This window comes from Candidatus Microthrix subdominans, assembly GCA_016719385.1.
Lineage (GTDB): Bacteria > Actinomycetota > Acidimicrobiia > Acidimicrobiales > Microtrichaceae > Microthrix > Microthrix subdominans.
In genome coordinates this window covers 963125-989907 of record JADJZA010000001.1, presented here as the reverse complement: position 1 = coordinate 989907, position 26783 = coordinate 963125, and the positions used below count along the sequence as shown (strand labels likewise).

The window sequence follows — 26783 nt, the reverse complement described above, 5'->3', positions numbered from 1 at the left end:
AGCGAGGCCGGATGGCCTTGGCCGCCCCATCCAGGGCGCAACCGTCGGCGCGTCGGCCGCTCCCCCGGGATGCCCGGTCACTGCAGTGCGATGTAGGGCTGCTGTTCGACCTTGACGATCGTCCCGCCCTCGATCGTAAAGAACAGCACCGACGAGTCGCCGACGGCGAAGCCGGTGTCCTTCTTACCCATCGTGTTCCACAGCTCCCGTTGGGTGGCCGGACGCAGACCGCCGCCCTCGGTCGGCAACAACAGGATCTCGGTGTCGCCGTTCGTGGGGCGATCGACGAGCCCCAGCGGGTCCTCGTCGGTGGCGATGGGCACGCCGCCCTGGTCGCTGACCGTCACCAGGTTAAGGCCAAGCGACGCGTTCTCTGCATCGACGCTGTTAAGCGTGGCGGCGTAGATCCCGTCCGGAAGCCCGGTACCCACGGCGCTCTCAGGTCCCAGCGCCGGAAGCTGGAACGGAGCGGGCGTGGTCGGCGCTGCCATCGTCTCGTCGGTGGTAGGTCCAGCGGTGCTCGAAGGTGCCGAAGCGCTGGTTGCATCGGCACCGGCGTCCTCGGACGGGCCATCGTCGCCGGCGTTGCACCCGGCCAGCACCACCCCGGCGACGAGCAGCGCGGCCGACCAGCGTCGCGCTGAGCGGCCCAGGGTCGCAACGGTCACCGGACGGTCGGGGGTCGAGAGGTCACATGACGAACGAGCACGCTGGGTCACGGCCGGACCTTACCGGGCCCTCGTGGTCGCTCCGAGCCCCTCGTATCGCCGACGCGCAACGCTCGCCGGCCCGAGCGCGTTGGAACCCACCCCGCAATCACCGAACGACTTTTCCAGTTTCGCGTGGGTGACGTTGACCAGAATGAGACCTATGACACAGCCGACCAACCCATCCACCGCCCGATCGGATGCTGCGGGCCCGGCGTCTCCGGCGACGGTGATCGCCGACGTGCGAGAAGAACTCACCGGGGCGGGCGGAACCTTCGAGGTGATCATCGACGACGTGGCCGGGATCGGAGGGCCCGAGCCGCTCCCGATGAAGGTGTATGCCAGCCGGATGGCCAACCTGCGCGAGGTGTTCGCGTTCGCTGCGGCACATGGCGACGCCACCTTCATCGTCTACGGCGATCGCCGGATCACCTTCGCCGAGTTCGCAGCCGACGCCAACCGCATTGCCGCCAACCTGGCTGCGGCCGGGGTGCAACACGGCGACCGCGTAGCGGTGCTCAGCCAGAACAACCCGGAGTGGTGCCTGACGTTCTGGGCAACGGTCAACCTGGGCGCCGTCCTCGTCGGGCTCAACGGCTGGTGGAACACCGACGAGATCCGCTTCGGGCTGGAGGACAGCGGCGCCAAGGTGCTCGTCGCCGATGATAAGCGCCTGGCACGGGTGGTCGATCACCTCGACGAGCTTCCACAGCTCGAACGTGTCTTCGCCATCGACGGCGATCACGCCCACCCGCTGGTCTCGCAGTTCGCCGAGCTGACCGCCGGCGACGATCCGGGCCCGCCCGAGGTCGCCCTCGACGAGGGGGATGCGGCGGTGATCTTCTACACCTCGGGGACGACCGGCCGACCCAAGGGGGCCATCTCCACCCATCGGGGCATGGTGGCCAACCTGCAGAACACCGTGTTCCTGCTGACCGCCAACGCCGCCGTGCTCGATCGCCTCGGCGAACCTGCCGCTGCGTCGACGGGCGGCCAGACCGCGGCGCTGTTCACCTCGCCGCTGTTCCACGTGTCCGGATGCCACTCCACGCTCGTCGTCGGACTGCTCGGCGGCCTCCGGCTGGTGATGGTGCCCGGCAGGTTCACACCGGAGCTGGCCCTCGAGCTGATCGAGCGCGAGCGGGTGAGCATCTGGTCGACCGTCCCCACGATGATCTGGCGCACCTGCGAGTTCCCGGGCCGCGGCGACTACGACACCTCGTCGGTCACGTCGGTCGCCTTCGGCGGTTCCCCCTCCGCGTTGGAACTGCAGCGGATGATCAGGGACACGTTCCCCAACGTGCGGGCCACCTCCAACGCCTATGGGCTGACCGAGTCGTCCTCGGTGGCCACCGTGCACCTGGCGGGATCGCGCGTCGACCGACCCGATTCGGTCGGGCTGCCCATGCCCGTCGTCGACGTTGCGATCGCCGGGGCCGACGGGGTTCACCTGGGACCCGAGGAACAAGGCGAGGTGTTGCTGAGAGGGCCGATCATCATGCCCGGTTACTGGAACCGGCCCGATGCCACCGCCCAGGCCATCCGCAATGGGTGGCTTCACACCGGCGACCTGGGGCATCTCGACGCCGAGGGGTACCTGTTCATCACCGATCGAGCCAAGGACATGATCATCCGAGGGGGAGAGAACGTCTATTGCGTCGAGATCGAACAGCGCCTGGTCGAGCACCCCGAGGTGGCCGACGCAGCCGTCGTCGGCGTGCCCCACCCGGCCCTGGGCGAGGAGGTGAAGGCGGTGGTCGAGCTCACCGAGGGAGCCGCTGTGACCGACGCCGAGCTTCAGTCCTGGGTGGCCGAGCGGCTGGCTGGGTTCAAGGTGCCGTCCATCATCGAGCGCTGGCCGGAGAAGCTGCCCCGCAACGCATCCGGCAAGCTCCTCAAGAATGTGCTGCGCGGCGAGGGACCGGTCAGCTTCGCCGAAACGATGTAGGACCGCCGACGCCATGACCCAGCGGGTGCGAGTGCGCTTTGGAACACGATGCTCATTCGCGTCCGATTCTTGAGGCGGATGCCTAGCAACGGGCTGATTGTGTGACTAGCGTTCGTGAAATGCGACACACCATCTCCATCAAAGCGGTCATGGCCGCCACCCTCCTCATCGCCGCCGTGTTGGCCACCGGCTGTCAACCGGCCCCGGTTCCCGGACGCAATCCGGTCATCATCGTCGCCGGCACCTTCTCACCCAGCTTCGCCAACGAGATCCTTGCCAACCGGCTGCGGGCCGACGGCTACGACACGACCATCTTCGAGCTGCCCACGTTGGGCGCCCAGGACATCAGCCTCACCGCTCAGGCGCTGTGTTCGGAGATCGACGTCGTACAGGCCAAGACCGGCGCAACCAAGGTCGACCTCGTCGGCCACAGCCAGGGTGGCCTGGTGGCTCGCGACTGCGTCAAGAACTACGGCGGCAACACCAAGGTGGACACGCTGGTCATGCTGGGTGCGCCCAACTACGGCACGGTGTTGACCAACCTGCTCGCCGCACTCACGTTTGGTACCTGCCTCGGCCACACCGCCTGCTTGCAGATGGCCATCGATTCGCCGTACCTCAACGCGTTGAACGCCGGCCCCGACGTCATCGCACCGGTGAAGTACGTCAGCATCTACTCCGCCATTGACGAGTTGGTGATCCCGCCCAGCAACGCGGCGCTCAAGGACGGAGCCACCAACGTCGAGTTGCAGAGCCAATGCCCGCAGCGGGCCATCGAGCACCTCGGGCTGATCATCGATGCGACGGTGTACTCGGGAGTCGAAGATGCCCTCGCCGGTCGAGAGATCGACATGAACTGCTCCGCCTTCTGACCTTTGAGGCTCTCCGGCTGCTCTTGGGTCACCCCGACTACGGGAACGACTCGCAACTCGGGGCACCCGCAACTCGGGAGCCCAAACGACCGCCAGAGCGCGCTCTGCACTCCCGACTACGGGGAGCGCCCGCAACTCGGGAGTGCACACGACCGCCAGAGCGCGCTTTGGGCTCCCCAGTTCGGGTGGGTCCTGTAGGTTCGCCCCCATGTCCGACGCCGCTGACTCGACGAAGGGTGGGGCCGAGGACGCACCGCCGGACGCCGCTCCCCTTCCCGACGGCAGCTACGACGTCTTCGTCATCGACGCCGATCAGGATCCGAAGGATGAACGCACGGTCGTCATCGAGGTGACCCTGCTCGACGGAGAACACAAGGGCGAGGTGCTTGCGCTGGGTTGCCCTGCGAGCGAACTGGTGCCGGGGGGAGCCGATCCCATCGAACTGTTGGGCGAAACCGGGGTGCTGGCCGTCGTCGACGGCGCACCCCGGTTCCAACTCGACCGCTGAGCCGCCGCTGCGCTCAGGCTCGGTCCCCCGCTGCGCTCAGGCTCGGTTCCCCGCTGCGCTCAGGCTCGGTTTCCCCCTGCGCTCAGGCTTGGGCCGCAGCGGCGAATCCAACCTTGAGGTCGGCGATGATGTCGTCGATGCTCTCGAGGCCCACCGAGAGGCGCACCAGGCCGGGCTCGACACCCGCCGAGCGCTGCTCCTCGTCGTTGAGCTGACTGTGGGTGGTCGACGCCGGGTGGACCACCAGGGAGCGAACGTCGCCCAGGTTGGCCAACTGATAGTGCAGCTCGAGTGCGTTGGCGAACGTCTCGCCGGCGGCGCGGCCGCCCTTGATGACGAAGCTGGGTACCGACCCGGCGCCGGCGGGCACGTACTTGGCGGCGTGCTCAGCCCACGGCGAGCTGGCCAGCCCCGCGTAGTTCACCCGCTCCACCTGATTGTGGGCATCGAGGAACTCGACGACCGCCTGGGCGTTGGAGACGTGGCGCTCCATGCGCAGCGACAGCGTCTCCAGGCCCTGCAGCATCATGAAGGCGTTGAACGGCGAGATCGCCGCGCCGGTGTCGCGCAGCCACTGCAGGCGTGCCTTGAGGATGTACGAGCCGTGGCCCAGCGAGGGCCAGAACGTGAGGCCGTTGTAGCTCTCGTCGGGCTCGTTGAACCCGGGGAACTTCTCGGCGTCGCCAAAATCGAAGCTGCCGCCGTCGACGATGATGCCGCCGATTGAGGTGCCGTGGCCGCCGATGAACTTGGTGGCCGAGTGCACGACGATGTCGGCACCGTGCTCCAGCGGGCGGCACAGGAAGGGCGAGGCGACCGTGTTGTCGACGATCAGCGGCACGCCCGCCTCGTGGGCGGCGTCGGCCACGGCCGAGATGTTGAGGATGTCGTTGCGCGGGTTGCCGATCGTCTCGCCGTAGAACGCCTTGGTGTTGGGCTGCACCGCGGCCTTCCACGCCTCGATGTCACCGGCGTCCTCGACGAAGGTCACCTCGATGCCCATCTTGGGCAGGGTGTGACGGAACAGGTTGTAGGTTCCGCCGTACAGCGAGGCGGCGGTGACGATGTGTGAGCCGGCCTCGGCCAGCGTCATGATCGCGCAGGTCTCGGCGGCCATGCCGCTGGCGACCGCCAGGGCGCCGGGGAGTCCGACAGCCGTGGTCACGCCACCCTCGAGCGCCGCCAGCCTCGCCTCGAAGACGCCCTGCGTCGGGTTCATGATGCGGGTGTAGATGTTGCCGATCTCCTCGAGGGAGAACAGCGCCGCACCGTGGGCGGCGTCGCGGAAGCTGTAGGCGGTCGTCTGATAGATCGGGGCGGCGCACGCACCGGTCGTCGGGTCGGGCTCCTGGCCGGCGTGGATCTGACGGGTCTCGAAGCCCTGCTGACGGTCGGGGGTCTGTTCGCTCATGTGGGGTACGCCTCTTCTGTGGTGACTCGAAGTTGGAACGGGCAGAGCCTAGAAGGACCTAATCCCGACTTACAAGGTCGGGATTAGGTAGAGGCCGTCGCAGCCCTCCCGAGCCGCCGGTAGCCTGGCCCGATGGGGAGACTTGGACAGGTTCCACTCGACGAGGTGAGCGACCCGCGGGTGGCGGCAACGTACGCCTACATCTTCGGCGACAAGGACCCGGTGTCCGACCCGGGTACCGCCACCGGCTCCCCCGGGGACTGGTGGACGACCTTCGCCGCCTCCCCCGACGTGTTCGCCCACTGCCTGGCAGGGTTCGCCCTGTACCGGGACCCGGAGCGCCGTCTGGACCCCGTCCTGCGGGAACTGGGCCAGACCCGGGCCGGATGGCTGCGCCAGAGCAATTTTGTGTACAGCCAGCATCGCAAGTCGTGCCGCGGGCTCGGCATGGACGAGGCCAAGATCGACGCTATTGCGTCGTGGGAGGTGTCGGCGTTGTTCGAGCCGGCCGAACGGGCCGTCCTCGCCTACACCGACGGGCTGGTCGGGGCCAACGGGCGGGTCAGCGACGCCGTGTTCGTCGAGCTCCGGGCGCACCTGAGCGACGAGGAGATCATCGAGTTCACCTACATCACCGCCTGGTACGCCATGCACGCCGACATCTCCAAGGCCCTTCGCCTGGAGTGGGACGACGTCGACGACCCGATCCGCGAGATCGACGGCGGCGAGGGTGCATCCGACGTGATCGAGCCCGGCCCGGGCGGCGGCCGACCACCGGGATGAGCCGTTACCGGCCGGTCATGGGAACGCTGGGCTTCGTCTGGGATCGGGCCAACGACCTGGTGCTGCTCGTCCACCGCACCAACCGGCCGGACCAGAAACACAACGGGCTGGGCGGCAAGCTGGAGCCCGACGAGGACGTCGCCACCGGCATGGCCCGTGAGCTGCACGAAGAGGCGGCAATCGTGCCCCTCAAGATGCGGCTGCGAGGAACCATCTCCTGGCCCGGCTTCGAGGGCCCTGGGGGCGACGACTGGTTCGGGTTTCTGTTTCTCATAACCGAGTGGCGCGGCCAGGTGCCCGCCGCCAACGACGAGGGCGAGCTGGCCTGGGTGCCCCGCAGCGCTCTGATGGCCTGGTGCGATCCCGCCACCCGCCCCGACAGCGGACTCGACTTCCACGAGGGCGATGCCCATTTTCTGGCGTTGATGTTCGACGATGACCCCCGCCAGTTCCACGCGCTGATGCCCTGGGATGACGGCCGCCCAACCGGCTGGACGGTCTCGCGGCTGTAACACCCCCCGGCCCCCCCCCCCCCCCCCCCCCCCCCCCCCCCAACGAGGGGCCCACAGCACAACAACCCCCCCCCCGCCCCCCCCCGCCCGGCACGGCCCCCCCCGGACCGGGATACAGCAGGCCAGTGAGCACCTCGCGGGTGCCGGCACCCTCCTCACCGGGGAGGAACTCGACCGCAGCAAAGTCGGTGACGCCGATCTCGGCCAGCTCGCCGATCCGCTCGCCGACCTCCCCAGCCGAGCCGATGATCGCCACGTCTGCGGGGCCGTCGGCACCCTCCCGGTCCAGCATGGCCCGGTATGAGGGCAACATCCCATAGATGCTGAAGGCCTTGGCGGCCCGCTCCTTGGCGCCGGCGACGTCGGCGGTCACCGCAACCGGCAGCGCCGCCGTGACCCGTGCAGGCCCCTTGCCCAGCTCCTCGCGAGCGGCCGCCAACGTGGGGATCGTGTGGCTGGACAGCGTCTTCGGCCCGGTCATCCAGGTGATCGTCCCATCGGCGTACTCGGCGGCGAGCCTCAGCATCCTCGGGCCGAGGGCGGCGACGAGCAGCGGCACCGGGTCGGCGCCGATCTCCAGGCTGGCATGGGCCGAAATGCGCTCGCCGGAGGCGTCAGCAGCCTCGCCCCTCAACAGCGGGGTGAGCGCCGCCAGGTACTCCTCCATGTGGGCCGCCGGGCGGTCGAAGGACAAGCCGAACATTCCCTCGATCACCATCTGGTGGCTGAGGCCGATGCCGAGGTGCAGCCGTCCGCCGGAGATCTTCTGGGTGGTCAACGCTTCGGCGGCCATCGTGATCGGGTGGCGGGGGTAGGTGGGCACCACCGAGGTGCCGAGCGCAATGCCGGGCACCTCGCGGCCGACGACCGCCAGCAGCGTCAGCGCTTCCATCCCGAAGATCTGGGGAAGCCAGTAGCTGTCGAAGCCGGCCTCGGCCGCCGCCCGAGCATTGGCCACATAGTCGTCAACCGTGACCTGTGGCCCGGAGTTACCGTCGAAAATCCCCAACTTCATGGTGCGCCCCCTCGGCGTCGTTCACGGGCGGCAGTGGCCCTGATGATCAGAAATGCAGTCTGGCACTCCTGACGACCAGCGGACCGACCGTCCCCGAAAACGACGCTGGGACCGCCGACCCCGCCATGGCGGTGTCGACGGTCCCAATGCGCAGAAAACGGACGGAGGCGACTAGTCGCCGCCGGAGATGTCCTCGACCTTCGTCTTGCCCTGGGAGATCCACGGCATCATCGACCGCAGCTCGGCGCCGACCTGCTCCACCTGGTGCTCCTGGCCGGCCTTGCGCAGCTCGGCGAAGCGCGACCCGCCGGAGCGGACCTCGTCGATGAACTCGGTGGCAAACTCACCGCTGCGGATCTCGTCGAGGATCTTGCCCATCTCGGCGCGGACCCCCTCGTTGATCACGCGGGGTCCACGGGTGAGGTCGCCGTACTCGGCGGTGGTCGAGATCGAGTAGCGCATACCGGAGATGCCCTGCTCGTACATGAGGTCGATGATCAGCTTCAGCTCGTGCAGGCACTCGAAGTAGGCCGACTCGGGCTGATACCCGGCGTCGACGAGCGTCTCGAAGCCGGCCTGGACCAGTGCGGTCAGCCCGCCGCACAGCACAACCTGCTCACCGAACAGGTCGGTCTCGGTCTCCTCCTCGAAGGTGGTGTCGAGCACGCCGGCACGGGTGCCACCGATCGCATCGGCGTAGGCGAGGGCCAGGCCCCGAGCCGAGCCGCTGGCGTCCTGGGAAACGGCGATCAGGCAGGGAACGCCGCCGCCCTCGGTGTAGGTGCGGCGCACCAGGTGACCGGGCCCCTTGGGTGCGACCATGGCGACGTCGACGCCCTCGGGCGCTTTGACGTATCCGAACCGCACGTTGAACCCGTGGGCGAAGAACAGGGCATCACCGTCGTTGAGGTTGGGGGCAACGAACTCCTCGTATGCGGGACCGATGTCGGTGTCGGGCAGCAACATCATGATCAGGTCGGCCTCGGCGGCCGCCGAGGCCAGGTCGGTCACCGCCAAGCCGGCCGACTCGGCCTTGGCCCGCGACGACGAACCCTCGCGCAGGCCCACGCGGACGTCGACGCCCGACTCGAGCAGGTTGAGGGCGTGGGCGTGGCCCTGGGACCCGTAACCGAGGATGGCCACCTTGCGGTCGGCGATCAGCGATCGGTCAGCGTCGCGTTCATAGGACACGGTTGCCATGTCGGGGGCTCCTTGTTGGTGAGTGATCGGTTGGTTGGAAAGATCCGTTGGTCGGGAGGGAACTCCGCAGCGGTGGCGTAGCGACCCGGGACCGGTCAATGTTCGGCCCCCCAGCGTAGGCGCCCACGCCCAACCGTCCCGCAGGGACGGGCGAGGAGAGACGGTCGCTCGGCGAACGGTGCCTTCACCCGAGGCGGGATCCTCGCCCCTAACGCAGCGCGATCCGAGCTTTTCTCCCCTCGGGGATGCGAAGTCGCCCATACCGGCGGTAGCCTCTCCCACCGTGAGCACCGTCTTCAGTTCCAAACGTGGCCATCGCCAATCTGCCCGGTCGGCGCTTGCCGTCATCTCCGGCTTGCTGTTGCTGGCAGGCTCGCTGAGCGCCTGCGGCAACGACATCGAGGCCGCCAGCTCGACGACCAAGGCGAGCACGACCACGAGTGACGAGGCGCAAACGACCACCTCCGATGCCGGTGGGCTCACCGGTGGCAACGTCGGCCTGGGGTCGAAGCTGGGCGAGGAGGCGGTGTCGCTCCCCGGCCTCAACGGCGGGTCCTCCGACGAGACGTTCGGGCCGGACGTGGAGTCCTGCCTGGACGAGGAGGCCGCCGATCTCTCGGAGGCCGATTACGACGCGGTGATCAACGACGACGATTTCGCCGGGCTCTCGCCCGAGGGCACCGAGATCGTCACCGCAGCGATGAACACCTGCATCCCGCCGGAAGAGATCGCCACCGTGTTTTCCGAAGAGTTCTCCAAGGAGCTGGGCAGCGAGCCCAACCCACAGTTCACCGCGTGCCTCAGCACCGAACTCGAAGGCCAGGTCGGCGACCTGCTCGTCGAAGCGTCGCTCGCCGAGAATGCTGGAGGCGACGAGATTCCCCAGCCGGTCATCGACCTGCTGGACGCCTGCGGCGACATCATCATCAGCGACCTGTTTTTCCAGCAGTTCAAGGAGAGCGGGCTGCGCGACGAGGTCGCCCAGTGCATTGCGGACGGGCTTGAGGGCAAGGTGACGATGTCCGACCTGATCGAACTCGGACAGGGCGGCGAACTCCCGGCCTCCCTGGAGGCCGATATCGAGAAGCTGGCCAAAGAGTGCGAGGCAGCCGGATAGCTCCACCGGGCTGGTGGCACCAGGTGGTCGCAGCGCCACCGACACTCGATATCCTCGGGCGGTGTTCCATTGCCGACGCCCTCGCGTCTTGTCCGGTCATGTTGCGGCGCTGCGCCGGACCCCGACGCAACCCAGCTCCGCAGCCCTGATCGGCGCGGCCGCGCTGCTGACCGTGCTGTTGGCGGGCCCGGGGTGCGCGTCCGGTGGCGACGAGCGCGCACGCCGGGCCGGCAGCTCCGATGCCCCCGGGACGAACGATGAGGTCGCCCAGCCCGGTTCGCAGGACACCGGCGTGGGCGCTTCGACCGGTGGGACCAGGGTGATCGCCGGGCTCGGCGGACCCCTCGCCCAGTTGGTGGATCGGGCCGGCGTGCCCGGCCTGGGTGAGACCTCGACCAACGGTGTGGCGGTCTCGTCCGAGCAACGGACCTGCCTGGAACGTCAGGCATCGGCTTTGCCCCCGCAGGACCTCAGCGTGGTGACCGCCGGTGGGGGTCTCGGCGAGCTCACCCCCACCGGCGGGACGATCGTCGCCGACGCCATCAGCCGCTGCGTCGACGCCGGGTTTCTGGGTGAGCGGCTCGGCGAGGAGTACGTCATCCGCCTTGGTCTGGACGCCACGTTGGACCCCGGCTTTGCCACCTGCATCGCTGGGGAACTCGACGGCGCAACCGGCGCGCTGGTGACCGAGGTGGCGCGGCAGTCGACCGGGACAACCACCGAGCTGCTCGGACCGGTCGCCGAGGCGGTCGACCCGTGCGGAGCCACCCACCTCGTACAGCTGTTGACCGACCACTACGCCGCCCAGGGCCTCAACGCCGAGGCTGCGTCGTGCGTCGGCGTCGGTCTCGCCGAACGCGTCAGCCTGTCCGAGGTTCTGAACAGCGGCAGCGTCGCCAAGTTGGAAGCCGAGTTCTCTCCCACCCTTCAGCTCGACCTCGAGGATCTCTTCGAGCAATGCGGGGCACCGCCACGCAACGGCACGTAAGCGACGTCGGTGTCAACCGACCGGTCCGCTACGACCTGCCGGGCTCGTCGTCGATCTTGGGCAGCGCCACCCTGCCGGTCCGCTGGAGCGAGGCCACGCCGTAGGGCGTGAGCAACCGCTCGAAGGTGTCGAGCCGGTCCGGGCGGGCATCGAGGGCCACCGTCACCGCATGGTGACCGACGTCGAGGATCCGCCCGTTGAACACCTGGGTGAGCTCGATCACCTCGCGCCGACGGTCGGGTTCGGCCCGCACGGTCACCAACATCAGCTCCCGCTCCACCGAGTGCCGGGGAGCAAGCTCGGTGATCTTCAGCACGTTGACCAGCTTGTTGAGCTGCTTGACCATCTGCTCGAGCGGTGCCGTGTCGACGTTGACCGTGATCGTGATCCGGCTCAGGCCCGGATCCGAGGACGGGGCGACCGCCAGGGATTCAATGTTGTACCCGCGCTGGGCAAACAGCCCGGCGACCCGGGCGAGCACGCCCGACTTGTCCTCGACGAGCACCGACAGCACGTGGTGGTGGTCTTCATCGATCATTGGGTGATCCCTTCGGCTTCGTCGGAGTCCTGCGACACCACAATCTCGTCGTTGCCTTTACCGGAAGGCACCATGGGGAACACCTTCTCCGAGCTGTCGGTGCGGAACTCGATGACGACCGGGCGGTCGTCGATCTCGTTGGCCTTACGGATCGTCGGCGCCACCTCCTCGGGTGACTCGACGCGAAACGCCACGCAGCCCATCGCTTCGGCCCACTTCACGTAGTCGGGCAGGTCGGGGCTGAGGTAGACCTCGCTGTAGCGCTCCTCGTAGAACATCTCCTGCCACTGGCGAACCATGCCCAGATAGGCGTTGTTCAAGATGGCCACCTTCACCGGGATGCGTTCGGTTGCGGCGGTGACCAATTCCTGAGCGGTCATCTGGAAACAGCCGTCGCCGTCGACCGACCACACCGTGCGGTCCGGCATGCCGACCTTTGCCCCGATCGCCGCCGGCACCGAGAAGCCCATCGTGCCCAGGCCCCCGGAGTTGATCCAGGTGTAGGGGTGCCGGAATGTCCAGAACTGGCTGGCCCACATCTGGTGCTGGCCCACGCCCGACACGACGATCGTGTCCTCTGGCGACAGGTCGCGCAGCTGCTCGAGCACGTACTGCGGCTTGAGCAGCTCCCCCGGCTCGGACTGGTCGTAGGCGAGCGGGTACTTCTCCTGCCATCCCGACACCGTCGAGCGCCACGCCGTGATGTCGGTGGCCGCGTCGGCGCCACCCAGATGGATGAGGTCGGCAAGGATCGCATCGATCACCTGCCGGCAATCCCCGACGATCGGGACATTGGCGTTGCGCACCTTGCCCAGTTCAGCCGGGTCGATGTCGACGTGGATCACCTTGGCAAGAGGTGCAAACTCGGCCAGTTTGCCGGTGACCCGGTCGTCGAACCGGCTGCCCAACGCGATCAGCAGGTCGCTCCGCTGCATGGCGGTGACCGCGGTGTAGTTACCGTGCATGCCGGGCATGCCCAGGCACAACGGATGGTCGTCGGGAAACGCCCCCCGGGCCATCAGCGTGGTCACCACCGGGATGTCGAGCAGCTCGGCCAGCTCGCGCAGCGACTCGGCCGCCCGGGCCTTCAGCACTCCCCCGCCGACGTAAAGCACCGGCCGCTCGGCGGCGAGGATCATTTCCGCCGCCTCGCGCACCTTACGGGGGTGGCCAGTCGTCGTCGGCCGGTAGCCGGGCAGGGACGCACGCACCTCGTCGTCGGTGGGCCAGACCCAATCGAACCAAGCGTCGGGGTTGTTCGGGTCGACGATGTCCTTGGGGATGTCGAGCAGCACCGGACCCGGCCGCCCGGTCGTCGCCAGGTGAAAGGCCTGACGAACCTTCAGCGGGATATCGGCCGCCGAGGTCACGAGCTCGTTGTGCTTGGTCACCGACCGGGTGATACCGACCGTGTCGGCTTCCTGGAAGGCGTCGGTCCCCAGCGATGCGGTGGCCACCTGCCCGGTGATGCAGATCATCGGCACCGAGTCCATGTAGGCGTCGGCCAGCGGGGTCACGATGTTGGTGGCCGCCGGGCCGGAGGTCACCATCGCCACCCCCGGACGTCCGGTGGCGTGGGCGTAGCCCTCGGCCATGTGCCCGGCGCCCTGCTCGTGCCGGACGAGGATGTGACGGATCGGGCTGTCGAGGATCGGGTCGTACACCGGGAGGATCGCCCCGCCCGGCAACCCGAAGATCGTGTCGGTTCCTTCCAGCTCGAGCGAGCGGATCAGCGCCTGGCCGCCGTTGATCCGCTCGGGGGCGGCGCCGACGGTGGACGAACCATCAGCGGGGGTGGCGGCCGGGTCGTCGCCGAGGTGCGGGGTGGGGTCCATGATCGTTCCTGTGAGGGTGGGCTAATGGGGAAGGCTGGGCTGGGCGGTTGGAGCGGTGATGCTTGGTATGAGCCTGGCTCGACGGTGTGCGGCGCCGCCGTGGTGTGCTTCGATAGCACGGTGACGTGCGCACGACCGATTCGGGCCGAAAACTGCGATGACCTCCCACCTGGGGAGGTCATCACGCACGCCAACGAACTGAATCGGGTGTGCGCGTCAGCGCGGTACTACAAGGATGGGGAGACACAAGGGGGAAGGGATCGCTGTGGCCACGTGCCCAGTCTGTCTCGCGCCCGGCGGCTTTCACAACCACTAGGTTCCAGACAACAGGCCGCGCACCGGCTCGGGTGTTGCTGGAGGCACAGATGTTGCTCGGACTTTTGATGTGCGGTCAGGTGGCACCGGCCGCCCAAGGCCCCGGCGGCAACTATCCCGAGCTGTTCGCCTCGTTCTTCGCCGAACACGACGTGACCCTCCTGCGGGTGGACCTCGACCGCGGCGAGGTTCCGGACGATCTCGACGCCGTCGACGGCTGGATCACCACCGGCTCGGCCCATTCGCTCGTCAGCGATGAGCTTCCCTGGCTACCGAGCGCCCTCGAGCTGGTGCGCACGTTGGTCGACGAGGACCGGCCCTACATCGGCGACTGCTTCGGCCACCAACTGCTGGCCGTCGCACTGGGGGGCACCGTGGAGCGGGCCGCCGTCGGTTGGCGGGTCGGCGTCCAGACGTACCGGGTGACCCGGCCTCAGCCATGGATGGTGCCGGCGGCTGAGGAGTTCAGGCTGATCGCTTCCCACCAGGACCAGGTGATCGTGCCGCCCGAGGGCGCCGTCGTGTTCGCCGAGGGGCCGGGCTGCCCGGTCGCCGGCATGGCCTACGGCTCCGCCATCTCGTTCCAGGGCCACCCCGAGTACACCCCGGAGTTGTCGCAGTTGCTGACGCTCGACCGATGGGAACGCATCGGCGACGAGGAGACCCGCCGTGGGCTCGCGTCGCTGGATCTGGGGGTCACCCAGGGGTTGACCGCCGACTGGATCGTCGAGTTCGTGCGTCGCGCCGCTACGCAACGCAACGTCGGCTGAGTGGCGGCGGATCAACCCCGTCGGGGGATCTACCCCGGGTCGTTTCACCCTCTGACCGTCGCCCACGTGGCGGTCATCGACGCGGCGCTGGAGCAGCGCCGGCTGGATCGACTCGACCTGGCGATCAGCCAGGCCGCCTTCGACAAGGCCCACCTCAGCGAACAGATCGAACAGCGCGTCGCTGCGCTGCACCGCTTCGCCGATGGGCGCAGCGACATCGGGATCGTCGTCTCGCAGCATCGGCTGATCGCCGACCTGGCCGTCGGCTACGACGCCGTGGTGATGGGCGCCGACAAGTGGCACCAGCTCCACGAGCTGCGCTTCTACGGTGGGGACCAAGCTGCGCAGCGGGCCGCCCTCGCCTCGCTGCCCGAAGTGGCCGTCGCCCCTCGCCAGGGATGGTCCACCCCCGGCGAACACCGCCTGTGGCTTCCGCCGGAGTTCGCCGAGGTGTCGGCGACGGCGGTGCGAGCGGGCCGCACCGACTGGCGCGCCCACTGATCCAACGAGGCGCTCAGGTGGGCGTCACCGCGTCGAGCACCCGGTCGGCACGGCCGGTCAGCATCCGGGTGGCCGTGCGCTCGGCCAGCGCCCCCAGCGCAACGTCGACGGCGAGGGAGACGGCGACCAAGGCCACCACCAACGCAGGCCGCCCCGGCCCGAAATACCCGATCACCAGCGCCGGCGGGATCGTGACGATGCCCATCAACGCCAGGCTGAAACCGAGAAACAGGCCCGACAGGCAACCCTGCCCGGCGTCCGCTGACGCAAACGGATTGGAGGATTCGGGCTGGGCCATCGGCGCGTTCACGCTGACGAACATGGCCACACCGGAGGCGAGGACGGCAGCGCCGGCACCGAGGAGCAGCCCGATCGGCACCAGCGACCACCCACCGGTGAGCGCCGCCACCATCGGTGGCACCACCACGACCGGCGGGACCCCGGAGAAGAGCGCAGCCAGCCGCTTGCCCCGCACGAGGTGGGACAGGTCGCCGTTGGCGATCAGGTCGGCGCCGAGCGCCCGACCATCGGTGCCGAAGACGTTTTGGTTGTCGAAGATCACGGCAAACTGGGCGGCGGTCCCCAGCAACACCATGGTGGGGTTGCGGCCATCCCCGGAGGACAGCACGACGGCCAGCGACCCACCGATCGCCAACGCCAGCGCGGCGACCAGCCCGGTCAGGAGGCGCGGTTCCCGCAACTTCAGGCGCACCGAGCGCACCGCCACTGTCCAGGCGGGCGACTCGGGCAGCCATCGCGGGTAGGGCCGCCGCTGCCGTCGAGCACGTTTCGAGGCTGCGCCGGCGCCGGGCGTCGCCACCAGAAACAGGCGAAAGGTGCGTCCGTGCAACACGAACAGCACCGGCAACACCGCCAGACCTGCCAGCAGGTGCGCCGTCGCCGCCCCGGGACTGGTGCCGGCCTGGGTGACCGCACGGGCGAGCTGGGCGGTGGGCGTCCAGGCCATTGCGTCGGCGGCGTTCTCCCACCACCCGGTGGGCCGCGTCATCAGGAAGCTGATCAGCTGCGCACCCGCCGCCAGCAACAGCCCGGCGGAGGCGGTGAGGAGGTTGGCGAAGCGCCGGCCCCGACCCCCGGCCAGCATGCCCAACACGTTGGTGGCCAGCCGGGCGCAGGTAACGGTCAACGTCGCCAGGCCGACGACGCCCGCCACGACGATCAGCGCCCCGGGACCCGCCGGTACGTAGCCGGCCACCGTGCCGGCCGCCAGCAACATGCCGGCCAGCCCTGCCGGTCCGACGAGCGCTGCGGTCAGCGTGCCGGCCGAGAGGGCCGAGTTGGACAGCGGCAACACCGCCAGCCGCCGAGGGTCGATCGTGCCTTCGGCCCCGACCATCGCCCCGAAGAGAACCGCCACCACCGGCAGCGCGGTGGCGCCGACGACGAGCACCGGGTCGAGCCAGTCCACCTGGCGGGCTCCCACGGCGATCCCCACGCCCATGGCTCCGCCAACCACCGCCGCCACGGCGGTGCCGACCGCCAGCCCAACCGCATGCATGATCGAGGTGCGGGCCAGCGCCGTCAGCAACGCCACCTTCAGCTCGACGATGCGCCGGGCGGCGAGTGCCGGGCCCAACGGCGGCGGCGCCGAATGGGCAGCCACCTCAGCGGGGGCGGGCCGCACCGAGGTCCGACCGGCCACGACGCCCGGCTCGGTCACGTCGGCGCGTCCAACCAGTCCAACAAGCGTGCGTCGGTGGGCGACTCGCCGACGATGGCGATGAACGCCTCCTCCAGGGTGGTGCTGTCGCCGGCCAGCTCGTCCAGCGGTCCGGCGGCCAGCACCTGGCCCCGGTCGATGATGGCCACCCGGTCGCAGAAGCGCTGCAAAACCTCCATCACGTGGCTGGAGACGACGACGGTGCCGCCGGCGTGGCGATAGCGGTCGAGCACCCGCCGCACCGTGAGCGCCGAAACCGGATCGACGCCCTCGAACGGTTCGTCGAGCAACAACAGTGCGGGGCGATGCAGCATCGCAGCGGCCAGCGACAGCTTCTTGCGCATGCCGTGGCTGTAGTCGCCGATCACCTCGCCGGCCGCACCGGTCAGGCCGAGCACCTCCAGCAACGCCCAGGACCGCTCCTCGGTCACGGCTCGACCGAGGTTGCGCAGCAGGCCGGTGTGCACCAGTTGCTCGATGCCGGACAGGCGCTCGAACAACAACAGCGGATCGGGCACGACGCCGATGCGGCGGCGGGCCTCAACCGGGTCGACCCACACGTCGACGCCATCGACGCTCGCCCGTCCGCTGTCGGGACGCAGCAGCCCGGCGCACATCCTCATCGTCGTCGTCTTGCCCGAGCCGTTGGGTCCGATCAGCCCGAAACAGCTCCCTTGGGGCACCACGAGGCTGAGCCCGCCGACCGCGACGTTGGCACCGAAGGCCTTGGCCAGATCCTCGGTGACGAGCGCAGCGGGCATCGGTGGAGCGTAGCGACGCCCCGCAGCCGCGGCGGCGCAGCCCGGATGTCTAATCGACGGTGCCTTCGTGCACCGAGAGGTCGTCGTCGCCGTCGTCGCGTGACACGTAGCGGGCGATGCTCACGCAGAAGCTCCCCAACGCCGCCCGCAACGCCGTCGCGCCCCCGGCGGATTGCACCCCGTTGACCGGTACGAACGATCCGGCCCACGTCAGCAGGCTGCCGTCGGTCACCTGCTCCACCATCACCGACGCCTCGTAGTCCTGAAGTGGGAGGCCGGTCAGCAGCTTGTAGCTGAGCGATCGGGGCGGATCGAAGGCGGTGATCTCCTCGCGGCTGGCGACCGGCGCTCGTCCCACCTTGCGGATTGCACCCACGCCATCGGGATGGTCGTGGCCCTCCGCCTCGCGTTCGGATTCGAGGCCGATCGCCCACCTCCCCCACGCCGAGTTGTCGGCGATCAGGTCGAAGACCACCTCGGGTGGCGCAGCGATGAAACGGCGGACGGTGACGGTGCGGCGGCTCATGGGTCCATCTTCGCGCTCGGCGCCACCGTCGCGCGCCGCTTCGGCGTTTGCGGCTTCGAACCGCCTCAGCGAAGCCCGACGGGCCGACCGACCAGAATGGGGCGATGGCCACCGACTGGAACCCGCTGCTGGGTCGTGAGCTACAGGACCCCTATTGGGCCGAGCTGATGACCTTTGTCGATGCCGAGCGGGTTCGCGGGCCGGTGTACCCGCCCCGCGCTGAGGTGTTCGCCGCCCTCCACCTCACGTCCTACGCCGACCTGCGGGTGGTGATCCTGGGCCAGGATCCCTACCACGGCCCCGGCCAGGCCCATGGCCTGGCGTTCTCGGTGAGCGACGGCGTTCCGCCGCCCCCGTCGCTGAAGAACATCTTCTCCGAACTCACCGCCGATGTCGGCTGCCCCAACCCGTCGGGCGGCAACCTGTCGGCGTGGGCTACGCAGGGCGTGCTGTTGTTGAACACCTCGCTCACCGTGCGGGGCGGCGCAGCCGGCTCCCACCAGGGAAAGGGCTGGGAGCGCTTCACCGACCGGGTCATGACCACCGCCGCGGCCAAGCCGGAGCGGGTGGTGTTCGTGCTGTGGGGTGCGGCGGCCCAGAAGAAGCGTCCCCTCATCGAGGGTGGACCGCACGTCGTGATCGCCTCGCCGCACCCCTCGCCGCTCTCGGCCCACCGTGGGTTCTTCGGATCAAAGCCGTTCAGTCGGGCCAACGCTGCGCTCGTCGAGGCCGGCCGGCCGCCGATCGACTGGTGTCTGCGGTGACGGTCGGAAGGCCGACCCAGCCGGAACGGTGATGAGCAGCGAGCGCCGCTGGGATGGTGAGATCGTTGCTCTGGCGGTGCCCGCAGCCGCCACGCTGGCCGCCGAGCCCGCCTACCTGCTGACCGACACCGCCCTGGTCGGCACGCTCGGGACCGAAGCGCTGGCCAGCCTGGCGGTGGCCAGCACGATCGTGATGGCCGCCTACACCATCTTCATCTTCCTCACGTTCGCCACCACCGCTGCGGTTGCCCGACTTCTCGGCGCCGGGCGCCAACGGGATGCGGCCGAGGAGGGCGTGACCGCCACGTGGCTCGGCGCCCTGCTCGGCGTGGCGGTGGCGCTGGTGGTGCTGCCGTTGGCACCGGCGCTCGCCCGGCTCTTCGGTGCCGAGCCCCAGGTGGTCGACGGCGCCGTGACGTATTTGCGCATCTCCACCGCCGGATTTCCTGCGCTGTTGATCGTCATGGCGGGCGCCGGGTTTCGTCGGGGTCACCACGACACCCGCACACCGCTGTACGTCGGGCTGGTGACCGCCCTGATCAACCTCGTGATCGAGGTCGCCCTCATCATCGTGCTCGACTTTGGCATCGGCGCCTCGGCGCTGTCGACGGTGATCGCCCAGTGGTGCGGGGCCCTCGTTTACGTCGCCCTGGTCGGCGCCGAGGCCCGGCGCCACCAGGTGGGGCTCGCCCCACATCTGGGGCGCATCGCCATCCAGCTGCGGGTGGGCTCAGCGCTGATCGTGCGCACGGTGGCCCTTCGGTCGATCTTTCTGATGGCCGTGGCGGTGGCCGGCCGGATGGGCACGGTCGAGCTCGCCGCCTACCAGATCGGAATCGGGGTGTGGACGTTTCTCGCCTTCGCCTACGACGGCATCGAAACCGCCGGACAAGCGCTGGTGGCCCGTGAGTTGGGCGGCCGGCGGAGCGATGAGGCGCGATCGGCAGCCGGCCGGGTGTTGCTGTGGGCGATCGGCGCTTCGGTCGTGCTGGGCGTCGTCACGCTGCTCGGTCATCGGGTGCTCGCCAACCTGTTCAGCTCCGACGACGTCGTCGTGGCGGCGGCCGCCGGTGCGCTGTTGTGGGTCGGCGTCGGTCAGCCGATCGCCGGTCCTGCCTACGCGCTCGACGGAGTGCTCGTCGGCGCCGGCGACCTGCGGTTTCTGGCCGGGGCGATGCTGGCGGTCGCCGTCACCTTCGGGGCCGGAGCCGCGCTCACCCTGAGCACCGGGGCCGGTCTGTGGGCCCTGTGGGCCACGCTGCTCGTCTCGATGGCCGTGCGCACGGCGCTGATGAGCCGACGGTTCCGGTCGGGGGCGTGGGTCCGCACCGGCCTGCCGGCCGGCAGCGCGTAACTCGATCGAGCTATGACGGGGCGGGCCTGCGCCGGACACCGTTCAGGTTTGGAGGCTTCCCGAGCTGTGGGTGCGCCGGTGACGCTGGCGAGGGATCATGGTGAGATGACGTCCCGCACCCGTCCCTTGGCGGCACTGGCCCTACTGCTCACCATGTCGCTGCTGGCGGCGTGTGGCGACGGCCTCGGCGGCGAGTCGGCCTCCTCGACCTCAGCGGCCGACGGCACCGCACCTCCTCCCGCTGGAGGTGCCGCTCTCGATTGGGACGGTGTTCGGTACGACTTTGGTCGCATCACCGGCCTGAGCAGCAATGAGAACCAGGACCTGATGACGTTCGACCGCTACCAGCTCTACGGCGACAACGGCAAGCTGCAATCGGCGCCCGACTTCACCGAGGAGCCGATCGTCGTCGGCAACAGCGACGTTCCGTGGGTGAACGAAAACCCGAAGGAACGCACCTACGCGCTGGACCCGGAGGCCGAGGTCCTCAACCTGGCGAATCGGGGCGAGATCCAGTGCGGCGGCAACGACAAGACCGAACGACCCGCCTGGAAGTCCTCCACGGTCGACGACCTGTTCGCTGCGGGTATCCCGGACAGCGATCAGGTGTCGCTCACGTTCAGCGATGCCGGCAAGGTCACCCGCATTCGCATCTCACAAGGATGCTGAGCCGACAAACCCCTGCGCAGCCTTGAGCATGGTCACGGCCTGGCGAATTGCTGGATGCGCCGATCACGACTGCGAGTCATCATGGGGCCATGCCCAACATCCCTCGTCCCTTGACGGCAGTTGCCCTACTGAGCACGGTGTTGCTGTTGGTGGGTTGCGGCAACGACGTCACTGACCAATCGGCCTCCTCGACAACGGCCACCCCGACGACGATCGTCGTCGTCACCAGCGTCGTCACGGTGCCCGACACGAGAGCGCCCACCACCGTCCGAGCAACGACCACCGCTGCCACGAGTCCCTCGGCCAGCCCACCCCCCACTGCGCCGCCGGGGGCCAGCGCTCTCGATTGGGATGGCGTGCGCTACGACTTTGGTCGCATCACCGGCCTGAGCAGCAACGACAACCAGGACCTGATGACGTTCGACCGCTACCAGCTCTACGGCGACAACGGAGAGCTCCAGTCGGCGGCCGACTTCACCGAGGAGCCGATCGTCGTCGGCAACAGCGACGTGCCATGGGTCAACGACAATCCCCAGGAGCGCACCTACGTCATCGCTCCGGATGCCGAGGTGCTGACGCTGGCCAATCGCGGCGAGTTCGAGTGCGGTGGCAACGGCCAAAGCGGCAGTCCAGCCTGGCAGTCGAACACCGTCGACGACCTGTTCGCCGCAGGCACCCCCCAGAGCGATCAGGTGTCCCTGATGTTTGGCGATGACGGCAGGGTCACGCTGATCCGCATCTCGGAAGGCTGCTGAGGGAGCCAGAGCGGGAGGCGCCGATCACATGAGCGGTTCCCCCCCCTCAAGGCGCCAGGGTCGACGCTGACCACCCACGACCGGTGCCAACACCAGCCCCAGCCCCAGCGGACGATGCGGCGCACCAAGCGCGGTGTTCCCGACGCAGCTCCACCGGCATGCGTTCCAACTGTCGCGTGGATACCGACGGCATCGTCGTTCGGAACTCCACCACCGACTCATCGAGGCGGCGGCCCAGCTCGAACGTCTCCAGCCTCATCAGGCTGCGACGCAGGGGCGACTGTCGAGCGGTGCCTGCGCCCAGCCCGATGCGGAGGGCCAACTCATCCGAGCCGACAGTGAAGGGCACATACTGTCCCTCACGGCGTCGGTCTTCCAGCTCACGCTGCACCCAGCGCAGCAACCACAGGCTCGATGGCCCGATCACCGGCAGCCAGAACCGTTCGGCGTAGTCGCTCTGCGGCCGATGCGCCTCCGGCGTCGGTCGTGGCCATGGGTTGATGTTGAGGGTGGCTGAGAGGTGCATGGCAGTTTCGAACGTACCGAGCACTCGGCGAGAATTCGATGGGGAGCGCGACCCGCGAGCCCTACGGTGGGCGGGTGAGCGCCGACCAGCCACACCGGTGGCGACCGATGACATCCGCCCCCACCGATCAGCACCGCTGGGAGCGGGCCGCCGCTCTCGGCTTCGGTGAGACCGAGCCGGTCGACCCGTGGAGCATCGAGCAGGTCGAGGGGCTGGGCCGCCAGGCGTGGGTGGTCGAGGACCGGGACACGATCGTGGGCACCAGCGCCGACCTGACGTGGCAGCTCACGCTGCCCGGGGGCACCACCACGCCGGTCGGCGCAGTCATCGCGGTGACCACCCGGGCGTCACACCGGCGCCGAGGGGTGCTGACCGCGCTGATGGGCGCCCAACTGGGCGCCATGACCGCCGGGGGCATCGCTGCAGCCGTGCTCACCGCTTCGGAGGGCACGATCTACGGTCGCTTCGGCTTCGGCGTCGCCGCCTCGCAGCATCAGCTTGTGGCGCCAACGGGTCGGCACGGGCTCGACCATGTTCCGCTGGGACGCATCGACCTGGACGAGGCGTCGGTATTCCGCGCCGAGATCGTGGCTTTTCGACGGCGCGTCGAGGGGCAGCGGCCGGGCACACTGTCGCGACCGGAGCTGTGGTGGGACCATGTGGTGTTGGGCGAGCGACGCTCGTTTGGGGGCGGCGGACCGCAGTTCGTATCGCTGCACCGTGACGCCGACGGTTCGGTCGACGGCTACGCGCTCTGGCGTCTCGACGGAGAAGGGGGCGAACGCACCATCGCCGTCCGTGAGCTGCACACCCTCGACCCTCGGGTCGAGCTGGCGTTGTTTCGTCACTGCGCCGAGATCGATCTGTCGAGCTCGGTGCGTTGGGACACGGCACCGGCGGATTCGCCCATACCGGCGGCAACGACCGATCCCCGCAACTGCCATGTCGCCGGCATGCGCGATCAGCTGTGGCTGGGCCCGCTCGATCCGGCGGCGCTGCTGGCAGCTCGCACCTACGAGGCGCCGATCGACCTCACCCTCCGTATCGTGGGAAGCGCGTCCGGCTGGTCGGCTCCGACCGTCACCGTCCGGCTGCGGTCACGACCCGGGGAGCCGGCGGAGGTCATCGTGCTCGACCAATCGTCGTCGGACGCGCCGGGCACACCCTCGGCCGGTCGGTCCCGCGAAGCGGCGCCGCCGAGCGCACCGGGACCGACGGCGTCGAGCGAGTCGATCGCCTCAACCCAGCCAGGCGGGCCACACGTGCCCGACCTCACCTGTGACCGGGCCACCCTGGGCATGGCCATCCTGGGCACCACCCCGTGGCGCACCCTCGCCGCCGCCGGAAGGGCGCACGTCACCAACCCCGACGTGCTGTCCATCCTCGACGCCGCCTTCGCATCGCACCCGGCACCCAACAGCCAGGACTACTTCTAGGGCGACACCCCGCCTCCCACCCGCCCACCACTCCCGCACCACTGGCAACTCGGGAGCCCAAACGACCGCCAGACCGCGCTCCGCACTCCCCAGTTGCCGACCACCTACCCACTACTGGCAACTCGGGAGCCCAAACGACCGCCAGACCGCAGTGTGCACTCCCCAGTTGCCGACCACCTACCCACTTCTCGCAACTCGGGAGCCCGAACGACCGCCAGAGCGCGCTCCGGGCTCCCCACTTCGGAGGGCGGCGGGCGGGCTGGACGCCCGGCTCAGGCCTCGGGGGCGGCGAAGCGCTCGACCAGGCGCAGCAGGGTGCGGACGCCGAAGCCGGTGGCGCCCTTGCACGTCTCTGCGGTGTCCTCGTCCGACCACGCCGTGCCGGCGATGTCGAGGTGGGCCCAGGGAAGACCCTCGGGCACGAACTCGGACAGGAACAACCCTGCGGTGAGAGCACCGCCGTAGCGATCCCCGCCGATGTTCTTCAGGTCGGCGACCGGGCTGTCCAGTGCGGAGCGGTACTCGTCGGGCAGCGGCAGGGTCCACACCGACTCACCGGCCCACTTGGCGGCATCGGAGACCTGGCCGGTGAAGTCGTCGTTGTTGCCCATCAGCCCGGCGATTCGCTTGCCCAGCGCCACCATGACGGCGCCGGTCAGCGTGGCCAGGTCGATGATGGCGTCCGGCTTGGCGTCGGCGGCCACCGACAGGGCGTCGGCCAGCACCAGGCGACCCTCTGCGTCGGTGTTGAGCACCTCGACCGTCTTGCCGTTGTGTGCTCGAAACACGTCGCCAGGGCGTTGTGCGTCCGGGCCGGGCATGTTGTCGGTTAGCGGCACGAAGGCCGTCACCCGCTGGCGGACCTTCAGCGCGGGAAGGGCGCACATGGCGGCGAGCACCGAGGCCCCACCGCCCTTGTCCATCTTCATCGTCATCATGCCGTCACCGGTCTTGAGCGACAGGCCGCCGGAGTCGAACGTGATGCCCTTGCCGACCAGCGCCAGGTGCGCCCCCGCCCCATCGGCGCTCTTCGAGGTGCCGCTGGGCTGATAGGTCAGCTGGATGAACCTCGGCGGCTGAGTGGATCCCTTGTTGACGGCGATCAGCCCGCCCATGCCGGCCTTGGCGATCGCCTTCTCGTCCATCAGCTTCACGCCGAGCCCGGCGGCCATCGCCCGTTCGGCCACCGTCTTGGCCAGCGCGGCCGGGGTCGCCGACCCGCCCGGCTCGTTGACCAGGTCGCGGGCGAAGGCGACGGCCTCCCCCACCACGCGGCCCCGCTGCACGCCCGACGACAGCTCCCGACCCAGCTTCGACACGATGACGATGTCGCGCAGCTTCACCTCGGAGGTCTTGTACTCGTCGTAGCTGTAGGCGCCCGACACGAGCCCCTCGGCGAGCGCCTGGCCCATCGCCCGGGGGTCGAGCAGCTCGGAGGAGGCGTCGGGAAAGTCGACGTTGATGCGCTTGAACTTGGCGCCGGCCTTGGCCGCCACCGCGCCAGCTCGCCGGAAGGTGTCGGGCGTGACCTCGGCCCGGTCGCCCATGCCGACCAGGATCCGCACCAGGTCGCCGTCGCCGGGCACCATGACGTGCGACCCCACCTTGGCCTCGAAGCCCACCCGTTCGAGGTAGCCCCAGTCGATCCCGTCGGTCTCGGTGCGTCCGTTGTCGACCAGCATCACCAGCGCATCGGTGCGGATCGGCGGCTTGGCGCTGACCTTGATCTGGGGCACATCAGCCATCGGTGGAGGCTCCTGGGTTCTCGTCGGTCGGATCGGGGTCGTCGCCCAAATCCCGGGTTTCGGTCGGGTCGGGAGCGTCGCTCGGCACCGAACGGGTGGTCAGCGAATCGCCCTCCACCCAGCGGGCCAGCGTCCAGAGCAGGTCGGACAACCGGTTGAGGTAGGCGATCGCCTGGGCACCCACACCCTCGATTCCCAGGGCCGATCGCTCGGCGCGCCGGATGACGGTCCGGGCGACGTCCAGTTGGGCAGCCACCACCGACTCGCCGGGGACGACGAACTCGCTCGGCGGTTCGAACAGGGCGGACGTGTGGTCGATCAGCTGCTCCAGACGCTCAACCATGGCGGCCGTCACCCGGGTGCCGCCGTCCTCCAGCTTGTGGTGGTTCTCGGGGGCAGTCGCCAGCTCGGCCATCAACACCCACAGGTCGCGACCGACCGAGACGAGGATCTCGTCGAGCAGCCCGTGACCACCGGGCACCTGTTGAGTCTCCGCCGCTTGGGCTCGGGCGACGCCGATCTGGGCCTGCGCCTCGTCCACGTCGCCGTAGGCGGTCCCCCCCCCCCCCCCCCCCCCCCCCCCCCCCCCCCCCCCCCCCCCCCCCCCCCCCCCCCCCCCCCCCCCCCACCCCCCCCCCCCCGCCCCCCGCCCCCCCCCCCCCCCCCCCCCCCCCCCCCCCCCCCCCCCGCCCCCCCCCCGCCCCCCCCCCCCCCCCGCCCCCGCGGGGGGGGCCCCCCCCCCCCCCCCCCCCCCCCCCCCCCCCCCCCCCCCCCCCCCCCCCCCCCCCCCCCCCCCCCCCCCCCCCCCCCCCCCCCCCCCCCCCCCCCCCCCCCCCCCCCCCCCCCCCTCCCCCCCGGGGGGCCCCCGGGCCCCCCCCCCCCCCCCCCCCCCCCCCCCCCCCCCCCCCCCCCCCCCCCCCCCCCCCCCCCCCCCCCCCCCCCCCCCCGGCCCCCCCCCCCCCCCCCCCCCGCCCCCCCCCCCCCCCCCCCCCCCCCCCCCCCCCCCCCCCGCCCCCCCCCCCGCCCCCCCCCCCCCCCCCCCCCCCCCCCCCCCCCCCCCCCCCCCCCCCCCCCCTCCCCCCCCCCCCCCCCCCCCCCCCCCCCCCCCCCCCCCGCCCCACCCCCCCCCCCCCCCCCCCCCCCCCCACCCCCCCCCGCCCGCCCCCCCCCCCCCCCCCCGCCCCCCCCCCCACCCCCCCCCCCCCCCCCCCCCCCCCCCCCCCCCCCGGGGGCCCCCCCCCCCCCCACCACCCCGCGCCCGCCTCCGCGTTTGGGGTCCGTTTTTCACGCTTGGTGGACCTCGACCGGCACAGAATCGAGCAACGTCCGGAGATGCAGTTCATGTCGGTAGATGCCGTCACTTCCAGTGTTCGGATGACCATTCTGGAGACCACCCGTCCGCCGGGCGCCGACGATGACACGGTTATCTCCGAGGCGAGCTTCACCGGTGCGCAGCCGACGTAACACGTTGGCCTGACGTCGGAAGGCTGACCCCTCCGCAGCGCCCCAGGCGATGGCCGGATAAAACCGATCGGCTTCGCGGTAA

At 69.8% G+C, this 26783-nt stretch carries 25 protein-coding genes and 1 pseudogene; 14 read left to right on the top strand and 12 right to left on the bottom strand.

Annotated elements, in window-relative coordinates; genetic code table 11:
• Positions 1-77: 77 nt before the first annotated feature.
• Complete coding sequence (locus tag IPN02_04610) at positions 78-719, bottom strand: hypothetical protein (GenBank protein ID MBK9296148.1); 642 nt, start codon at positions 717-719, stop codon at positions 78-80.
• A gap of 151 nt (positions 720-870) precedes the next feature.
• On the opposite strand from IPN02_04610, the gene IPN02_04605 reads away from it, so the two are divergent.
• From IPN02_04605 to IPN02_04595, 3 genes are all read left to right on the top strand, one after another.
• Complete coding sequence (locus tag IPN02_04605) at positions 871-2655, top strand: acyl--CoA ligase (GenBank protein MBK9296147.1); 1785 nt, start codon at positions 871-873, stop codon at positions 2653-2655.
• Between the two features lie 119 nt (positions 2656-2774).
• A complete protein-coding gene (locus IPN02_04600) occupies positions 2775-3527 on the top strand; it encodes an alpha/beta fold hydrolase (protein MBK9296146.1) in 753 nt (250 codons plus the stop codon).
• 208 nt (positions 3528-3735) lie between these two features.
• Complete coding sequence (locus IPN02_04595; GenBank protein ID MBK9296145.1) at positions 3736-4035, top strand: hypothetical protein; 300 nt, start codon at positions 3736-3738, stop codon at positions 4033-4035.
• 82 nt (positions 4036-4117) lie between these two features.
• Here the strand turns inward: IPN02_04595 and IPN02_04590 are convergent, their stop codons facing one another.
• Complete coding sequence (locus tag IPN02_04590) at positions 4118-5446, bottom strand: bifunctional o-acetylhomoserine/o-acetylserine sulfhydrylase (GenBank protein ID MBK9296144.1); 1329 nt, start codon at positions 5444-5446, stop codon at positions 4118-4120.
• 132 nt (positions 5447-5578) lie between these two features.
• Here IPN02_04590 and IPN02_04585 point away from each other — a divergent pair, with 132 nt between their 5' ends.
• Both IPN02_04585 and IPN02_04580 read left to right on the top strand, forming a co-directional pair.
• Positions 5579-6229, top strand: coding sequence for a carboxymuconolactone decarboxylase family protein (locus IPN02_04585; GenBank protein MBK9296143.1), 651 nt, complete (start codon positions 5579-5581; stop codon positions 6227-6229).
• Positions 6226-6741 (top strand): 8-oxo-dGTP diphosphatase, encoded by a 516-nt coding sequence (locus IPN02_04580; protein ID MBK9296142.1) that lies wholly within the window; start codon positions 6226-6228, stop codon positions 6739-6741. Before IPN02_04585 ends, IPN02_04580 begins: the two co-directional genes overlap by 4 nt.
• A gap of 115 nt (positions 6742-6856) precedes the next feature.
• Here IPN02_04580 and IPN02_04575 read toward each other — a convergent pair.
• Positions 6857-7756 (bottom strand): annotated as a pseudogene (locus IPN02_04575) (TIGR03564 family F420-dependent LLM class oxidoreductase).
• A gap of 171 nt (positions 7757-7927) precedes the next feature.
• Positions 7928-8956 (bottom strand): ketol-acid reductoisomerase, encoded by a 1029-nt coding sequence (ilvC, locus tag IPN02_04570; GenBank protein ID MBK9296141.1) that lies wholly within the window; start codon positions 8954-8956, stop codon positions 7928-7930.
• Between the two features lie 283 nt (positions 8957-9239).
• Here ilvC and IPN02_04565 point away from each other — a divergent pair, with 283 nt between their 5' ends.
• Together IPN02_04565 and IPN02_04560 are read left to right on the top strand one after the other, a co-directional pair.
• On the top strand, positions 9240-10073 hold the full coding sequence (locus tag IPN02_04565) for a hypothetical protein (GenBank protein MBK9296140.1): 834 nt from the start codon (positions 9240-9242) through the stop codon (positions 10071-10073).
• Positions 10074-10161: 88 nt separating this feature from the next.
• Complete coding sequence (locus IPN02_04560; GenBank protein MBK9296139.1) at positions 10162-11061, top strand: hypothetical protein; 900 nt, start codon at positions 10162-10164, stop codon at positions 11059-11061.
• 28 nt (positions 11062-11089) lie between these two features.
• On the opposite strand, the gene ilvN is transcribed toward IPN02_04560, so the two are convergent.
• Together ilvN and IPN02_04550 are read right to left on the bottom strand one after the other, a co-directional pair.
• On the bottom strand, positions 11090-11599 hold the full coding sequence (gene ilvN / locus IPN02_04555; GenBank protein ID MBK9296138.1) for an acetolactate synthase small subunit: 510 nt from the start codon (positions 11597-11599) through the stop codon (positions 11090-11092).
• A complete protein-coding gene (locus IPN02_04550; GenBank protein ID MBK9296137.1) occupies positions 11596-13350 on the bottom strand; it encodes an acetolactate synthase large subunit in 1755 nt (584 codons plus the stop codon). Before IPN02_04550 ends, ilvN begins: the two co-directional genes overlap by 4 nt.
• Positions 13351-13799: 449 nt before the next feature.
• On the opposite strand from IPN02_04550, the gene IPN02_04545 reads away from it, so the two are divergent.
• Positions 13800-14519, top strand: a complete 720-nt coding sequence (locus IPN02_04545; protein MBK9296136.1) for a type 1 glutamine amidotransferase — start codon at positions 13800-13802, stop codon at positions 14517-14519.
• A 66-nt stretch (positions 14520-14585) separates the two neighbouring features.
• The gene (locus IPN02_04540) at positions 14586-15020 is read left to right on the top strand and encodes a hypothetical protein (protein ID MBK9296135.1); all 435 of its coding nucleotides are present in this window, start codon (positions 14586-14588) and stop codon (positions 15018-15020) included.
• A 13-nt stretch (positions 15021-15033) separates the two neighbouring features.
• On the opposite strand, the gene IPN02_04535 is transcribed toward IPN02_04540, so the two are convergent.
• The 3 genes from IPN02_04535 to IPN02_04525 are packed head-to-tail and all read right to left on the bottom strand — an operon-like array spanning position 15034 to position 17988.
• A complete protein-coding gene (locus IPN02_04535; GenBank protein MBK9296134.1) occupies positions 15034-16701 on the bottom strand; it encodes a hypothetical protein in 1668 nt (555 codons plus the stop codon).
• On the bottom strand, positions 16698-17462 hold the full coding sequence (locus tag IPN02_04530; protein ID MBK9296133.1) for an ABC transporter ATP-binding protein: 765 nt from the start codon (positions 17460-17462) through the stop codon (positions 16698-16700). The genes IPN02_04535 and IPN02_04530 overlap by 4 nt, the downstream gene beginning before the upstream one ends.
• 49 nt (positions 17463-17511) lie before the next feature.
• Positions 17512-17988 (bottom strand): SRPBCC family protein, encoded by a 477-nt coding sequence (locus IPN02_04525; protein ID MBK9296132.1) that lies wholly within the window; start codon positions 17986-17988, stop codon positions 17512-17514.
• A gap of 104 nt (positions 17989-18092) precedes the next feature.
• Between IPN02_04525 and IPN02_04520 the strand changes: the two genes are divergently transcribed.
• The 4 genes from IPN02_04520 to IPN02_04505 all read left to right on the top strand — a co-directional run bounded on the left by IPN02_04520 (position 18093) and on the right by IPN02_04505 (position 21530).
• Entirely contained in the window at positions 18093-18752 is a 660-nt protein-coding gene (locus IPN02_04520) for a uracil-DNA glycosylase (GenBank protein MBK9296131.1), read from the top strand.
• Between the two features lie 31 nt (positions 18753-18783).
• Positions 18784-20106: an MATE family efflux transporter gene (locus IPN02_04515; GenBank protein ID MBK9296130.1), complete on the top strand. Its 1323-nt coding sequence runs from the start codon at positions 18784-18786 to the stop codon at positions 20104-20106.
• A gap of 105 nt (positions 20107-20211) precedes the next feature.
• On the top strand, positions 20212-20775 hold the full coding sequence (locus IPN02_04510) for a hypothetical protein (GenBank protein ID MBK9296129.1): 564 nt from the start codon (positions 20212-20214) through the stop codon (positions 20773-20775).
• A gap of 89 nt (positions 20776-20864) precedes the next feature.
• Complete coding sequence (locus IPN02_04505) at positions 20865-21530, top strand: hypothetical protein (GenBank protein ID MBK9296128.1); 666 nt, start codon at positions 20865-20867, stop codon at positions 21528-21530.
• Between the two features lie 46 nt (positions 21531-21576).
• Here the strand turns inward: IPN02_04505 and IPN02_04500 are convergent, their stop codons facing one another.
• Complete coding sequence (locus tag IPN02_04500) at positions 21577-22056, bottom strand: hypothetical protein (GenBank protein ID MBK9296127.1); 480 nt, start codon at positions 22054-22056, stop codon at positions 21577-21579.
• 107 nt (positions 22057-22163) lie between these two features.
• Here IPN02_04500 and IPN02_04495 point away from each other — a divergent pair, with 107 nt between their 5' ends.
• The gene (locus IPN02_04495) at positions 22164-23492 is read left to right on the top strand and encodes a GNAT family N-acetyltransferase (protein ID MBK9296126.1); all 1329 of its coding nucleotides are present in this window, start codon (positions 22164-22166) and stop codon (positions 23490-23492) included.
• 272 nt (positions 23493-23764) lie between these two features.
• Here the strand turns inward: IPN02_04495 and IPN02_04490 are convergent, their stop codons facing one another.
• Together IPN02_04490 and IPN02_04485 are read right to left on the bottom strand one after the other, a co-directional pair.
• Positions 23765-25237 (bottom strand): leucyl aminopeptidase, encoded by a 1473-nt coding sequence (locus IPN02_04490; protein ID MBK9296125.1) that lies wholly within the window; start codon positions 25235-25237, stop codon positions 23765-23767.
• Positions 25230-25778 (bottom strand): ATP:cob(I)alamin adenosyltransferase, encoded by a 549-nt coding sequence (locus IPN02_04485; GenBank protein ID MBK9296124.1) that lies wholly within the window; start codon positions 25776-25778, stop codon positions 25230-25232. The genes IPN02_04490 and IPN02_04485 overlap by 8 nt, the downstream gene beginning before the upstream one ends.
• Between the last annotated feature and the right edge of the window lie 1005 nt (positions 25779-26783).

Excerpts from the sequence above, each read along its gene's own strand:
- IPN02_04605 (MBK9296147.1), top strand. The coding sequence starts at position 871 with ATGACACAGCCGACCAACCCATCCACCGCCCGATCGGATGCTGCGGGC.
- IPN02_04600 (MBK9296146.1), top strand. The coding sequence starts at position 2,775 with ATGCGACACACCATCTCCATCAAAGCGGTCATGGCCGCCACCCTCCTC.
- IPN02_04595 (MBK9296145.1), top strand. The coding sequence starts at position 3,736 with ATGTCCGACGCCGCTGACTCGACGAAGGGTGGGGCCGAGGACGCACCG.
- IPN02_04590 (MBK9296144.1), bottom strand. The coding sequence starts at position 5,446 with ATGAGCGAACAGACCCCCGACCGTCAGCAGGGCTTCGAGACCCGTCAG.
- IPN02_04585 (MBK9296143.1), top strand. The coding sequence starts at position 5,579 with ATGGGGAGACTTGGACAGGTTCCACTCGACGAGGTGAGCGACCCGCGG.
- IPN02_04580 (MBK9296142.1), top strand. The coding sequence starts at position 6,226 with ATGAGCCGTTACCGGCCGGTCATGGGAACGCTGGGCTTCGTCTGGGAT.
- ilvC (MBK9296141.1), bottom strand. The coding sequence starts at position 8,956 with ATGGCAACCGTGTCCTATGAACGCGACGCTGACCGATCGCTGATCGCC.
- ilvN (MBK9296138.1), bottom strand. The coding sequence starts at position 11,599 with ATGATCGATGAAGACCACCACCACGTGCTGTCGGTGCTCGTCGAGGAC.
- IPN02_04545 (MBK9296136.1), top strand. The coding sequence starts at position 13,800 with ATGTTGCTCGGACTTTTGATGTGCGGTCAGGTGGCACCGGCCGCCCAA.
- IPN02_04530 (MBK9296133.1), bottom strand. The coding sequence starts at position 17,462 with ATGCCCGCTGCGCTCGTCACCGAGGATCTGGCCAAGGCCTTCGGTGCC.
- IPN02_04525 (MBK9296132.1), bottom strand. The coding sequence starts at position 17,988 with ATGAGCCGCCGCACCGTCACCGTCCGCCGTTTCATCGCTGCGCCACCC.
- IPN02_04520 (MBK9296131.1), top strand. The coding sequence starts at position 18,093 with ATGGCCACCGACTGGAACCCGCTGCTGGGTCGTGAGCTACAGGACCCC.
- IPN02_04515 (MBK9296130.1), top strand. The coding sequence starts at position 18,784 with ATGAGCAGCGAGCGCCGCTGGGATGGTGAGATCGTTGCTCTGGCGGTG.
- IPN02_04510 (MBK9296129.1), top strand. The coding sequence starts at position 20,212 with ATGACGTCCCGCACCCGTCCCTTGGCGGCACTGGCCCTACTGCTCACC.
- IPN02_04505 (MBK9296128.1), top strand. The coding sequence starts at position 20,865 with ATGCCCAACATCCCTCGTCCCTTGACGGCAGTTGCCCTACTGAGCACG.
- IPN02_04500 (MBK9296127.1), bottom strand. The coding sequence starts at position 22,056 with ATGCACCTCTCAGCCACCCTCAACATCAACCCATGGCCACGACCGACG.
- IPN02_04495 (MBK9296126.1), top strand. The coding sequence starts at position 22,164 with ATGACATCCGCCCCCACCGATCAGCACCGCTGGGAGCGGGCCGCCGCT.
- IPN02_04490 (MBK9296125.1), bottom strand. The coding sequence starts at position 25,237 with ATGGCTGATGTGCCCCAGATCAAGGTCAGCGCCAAGCCGCCGATCCGC.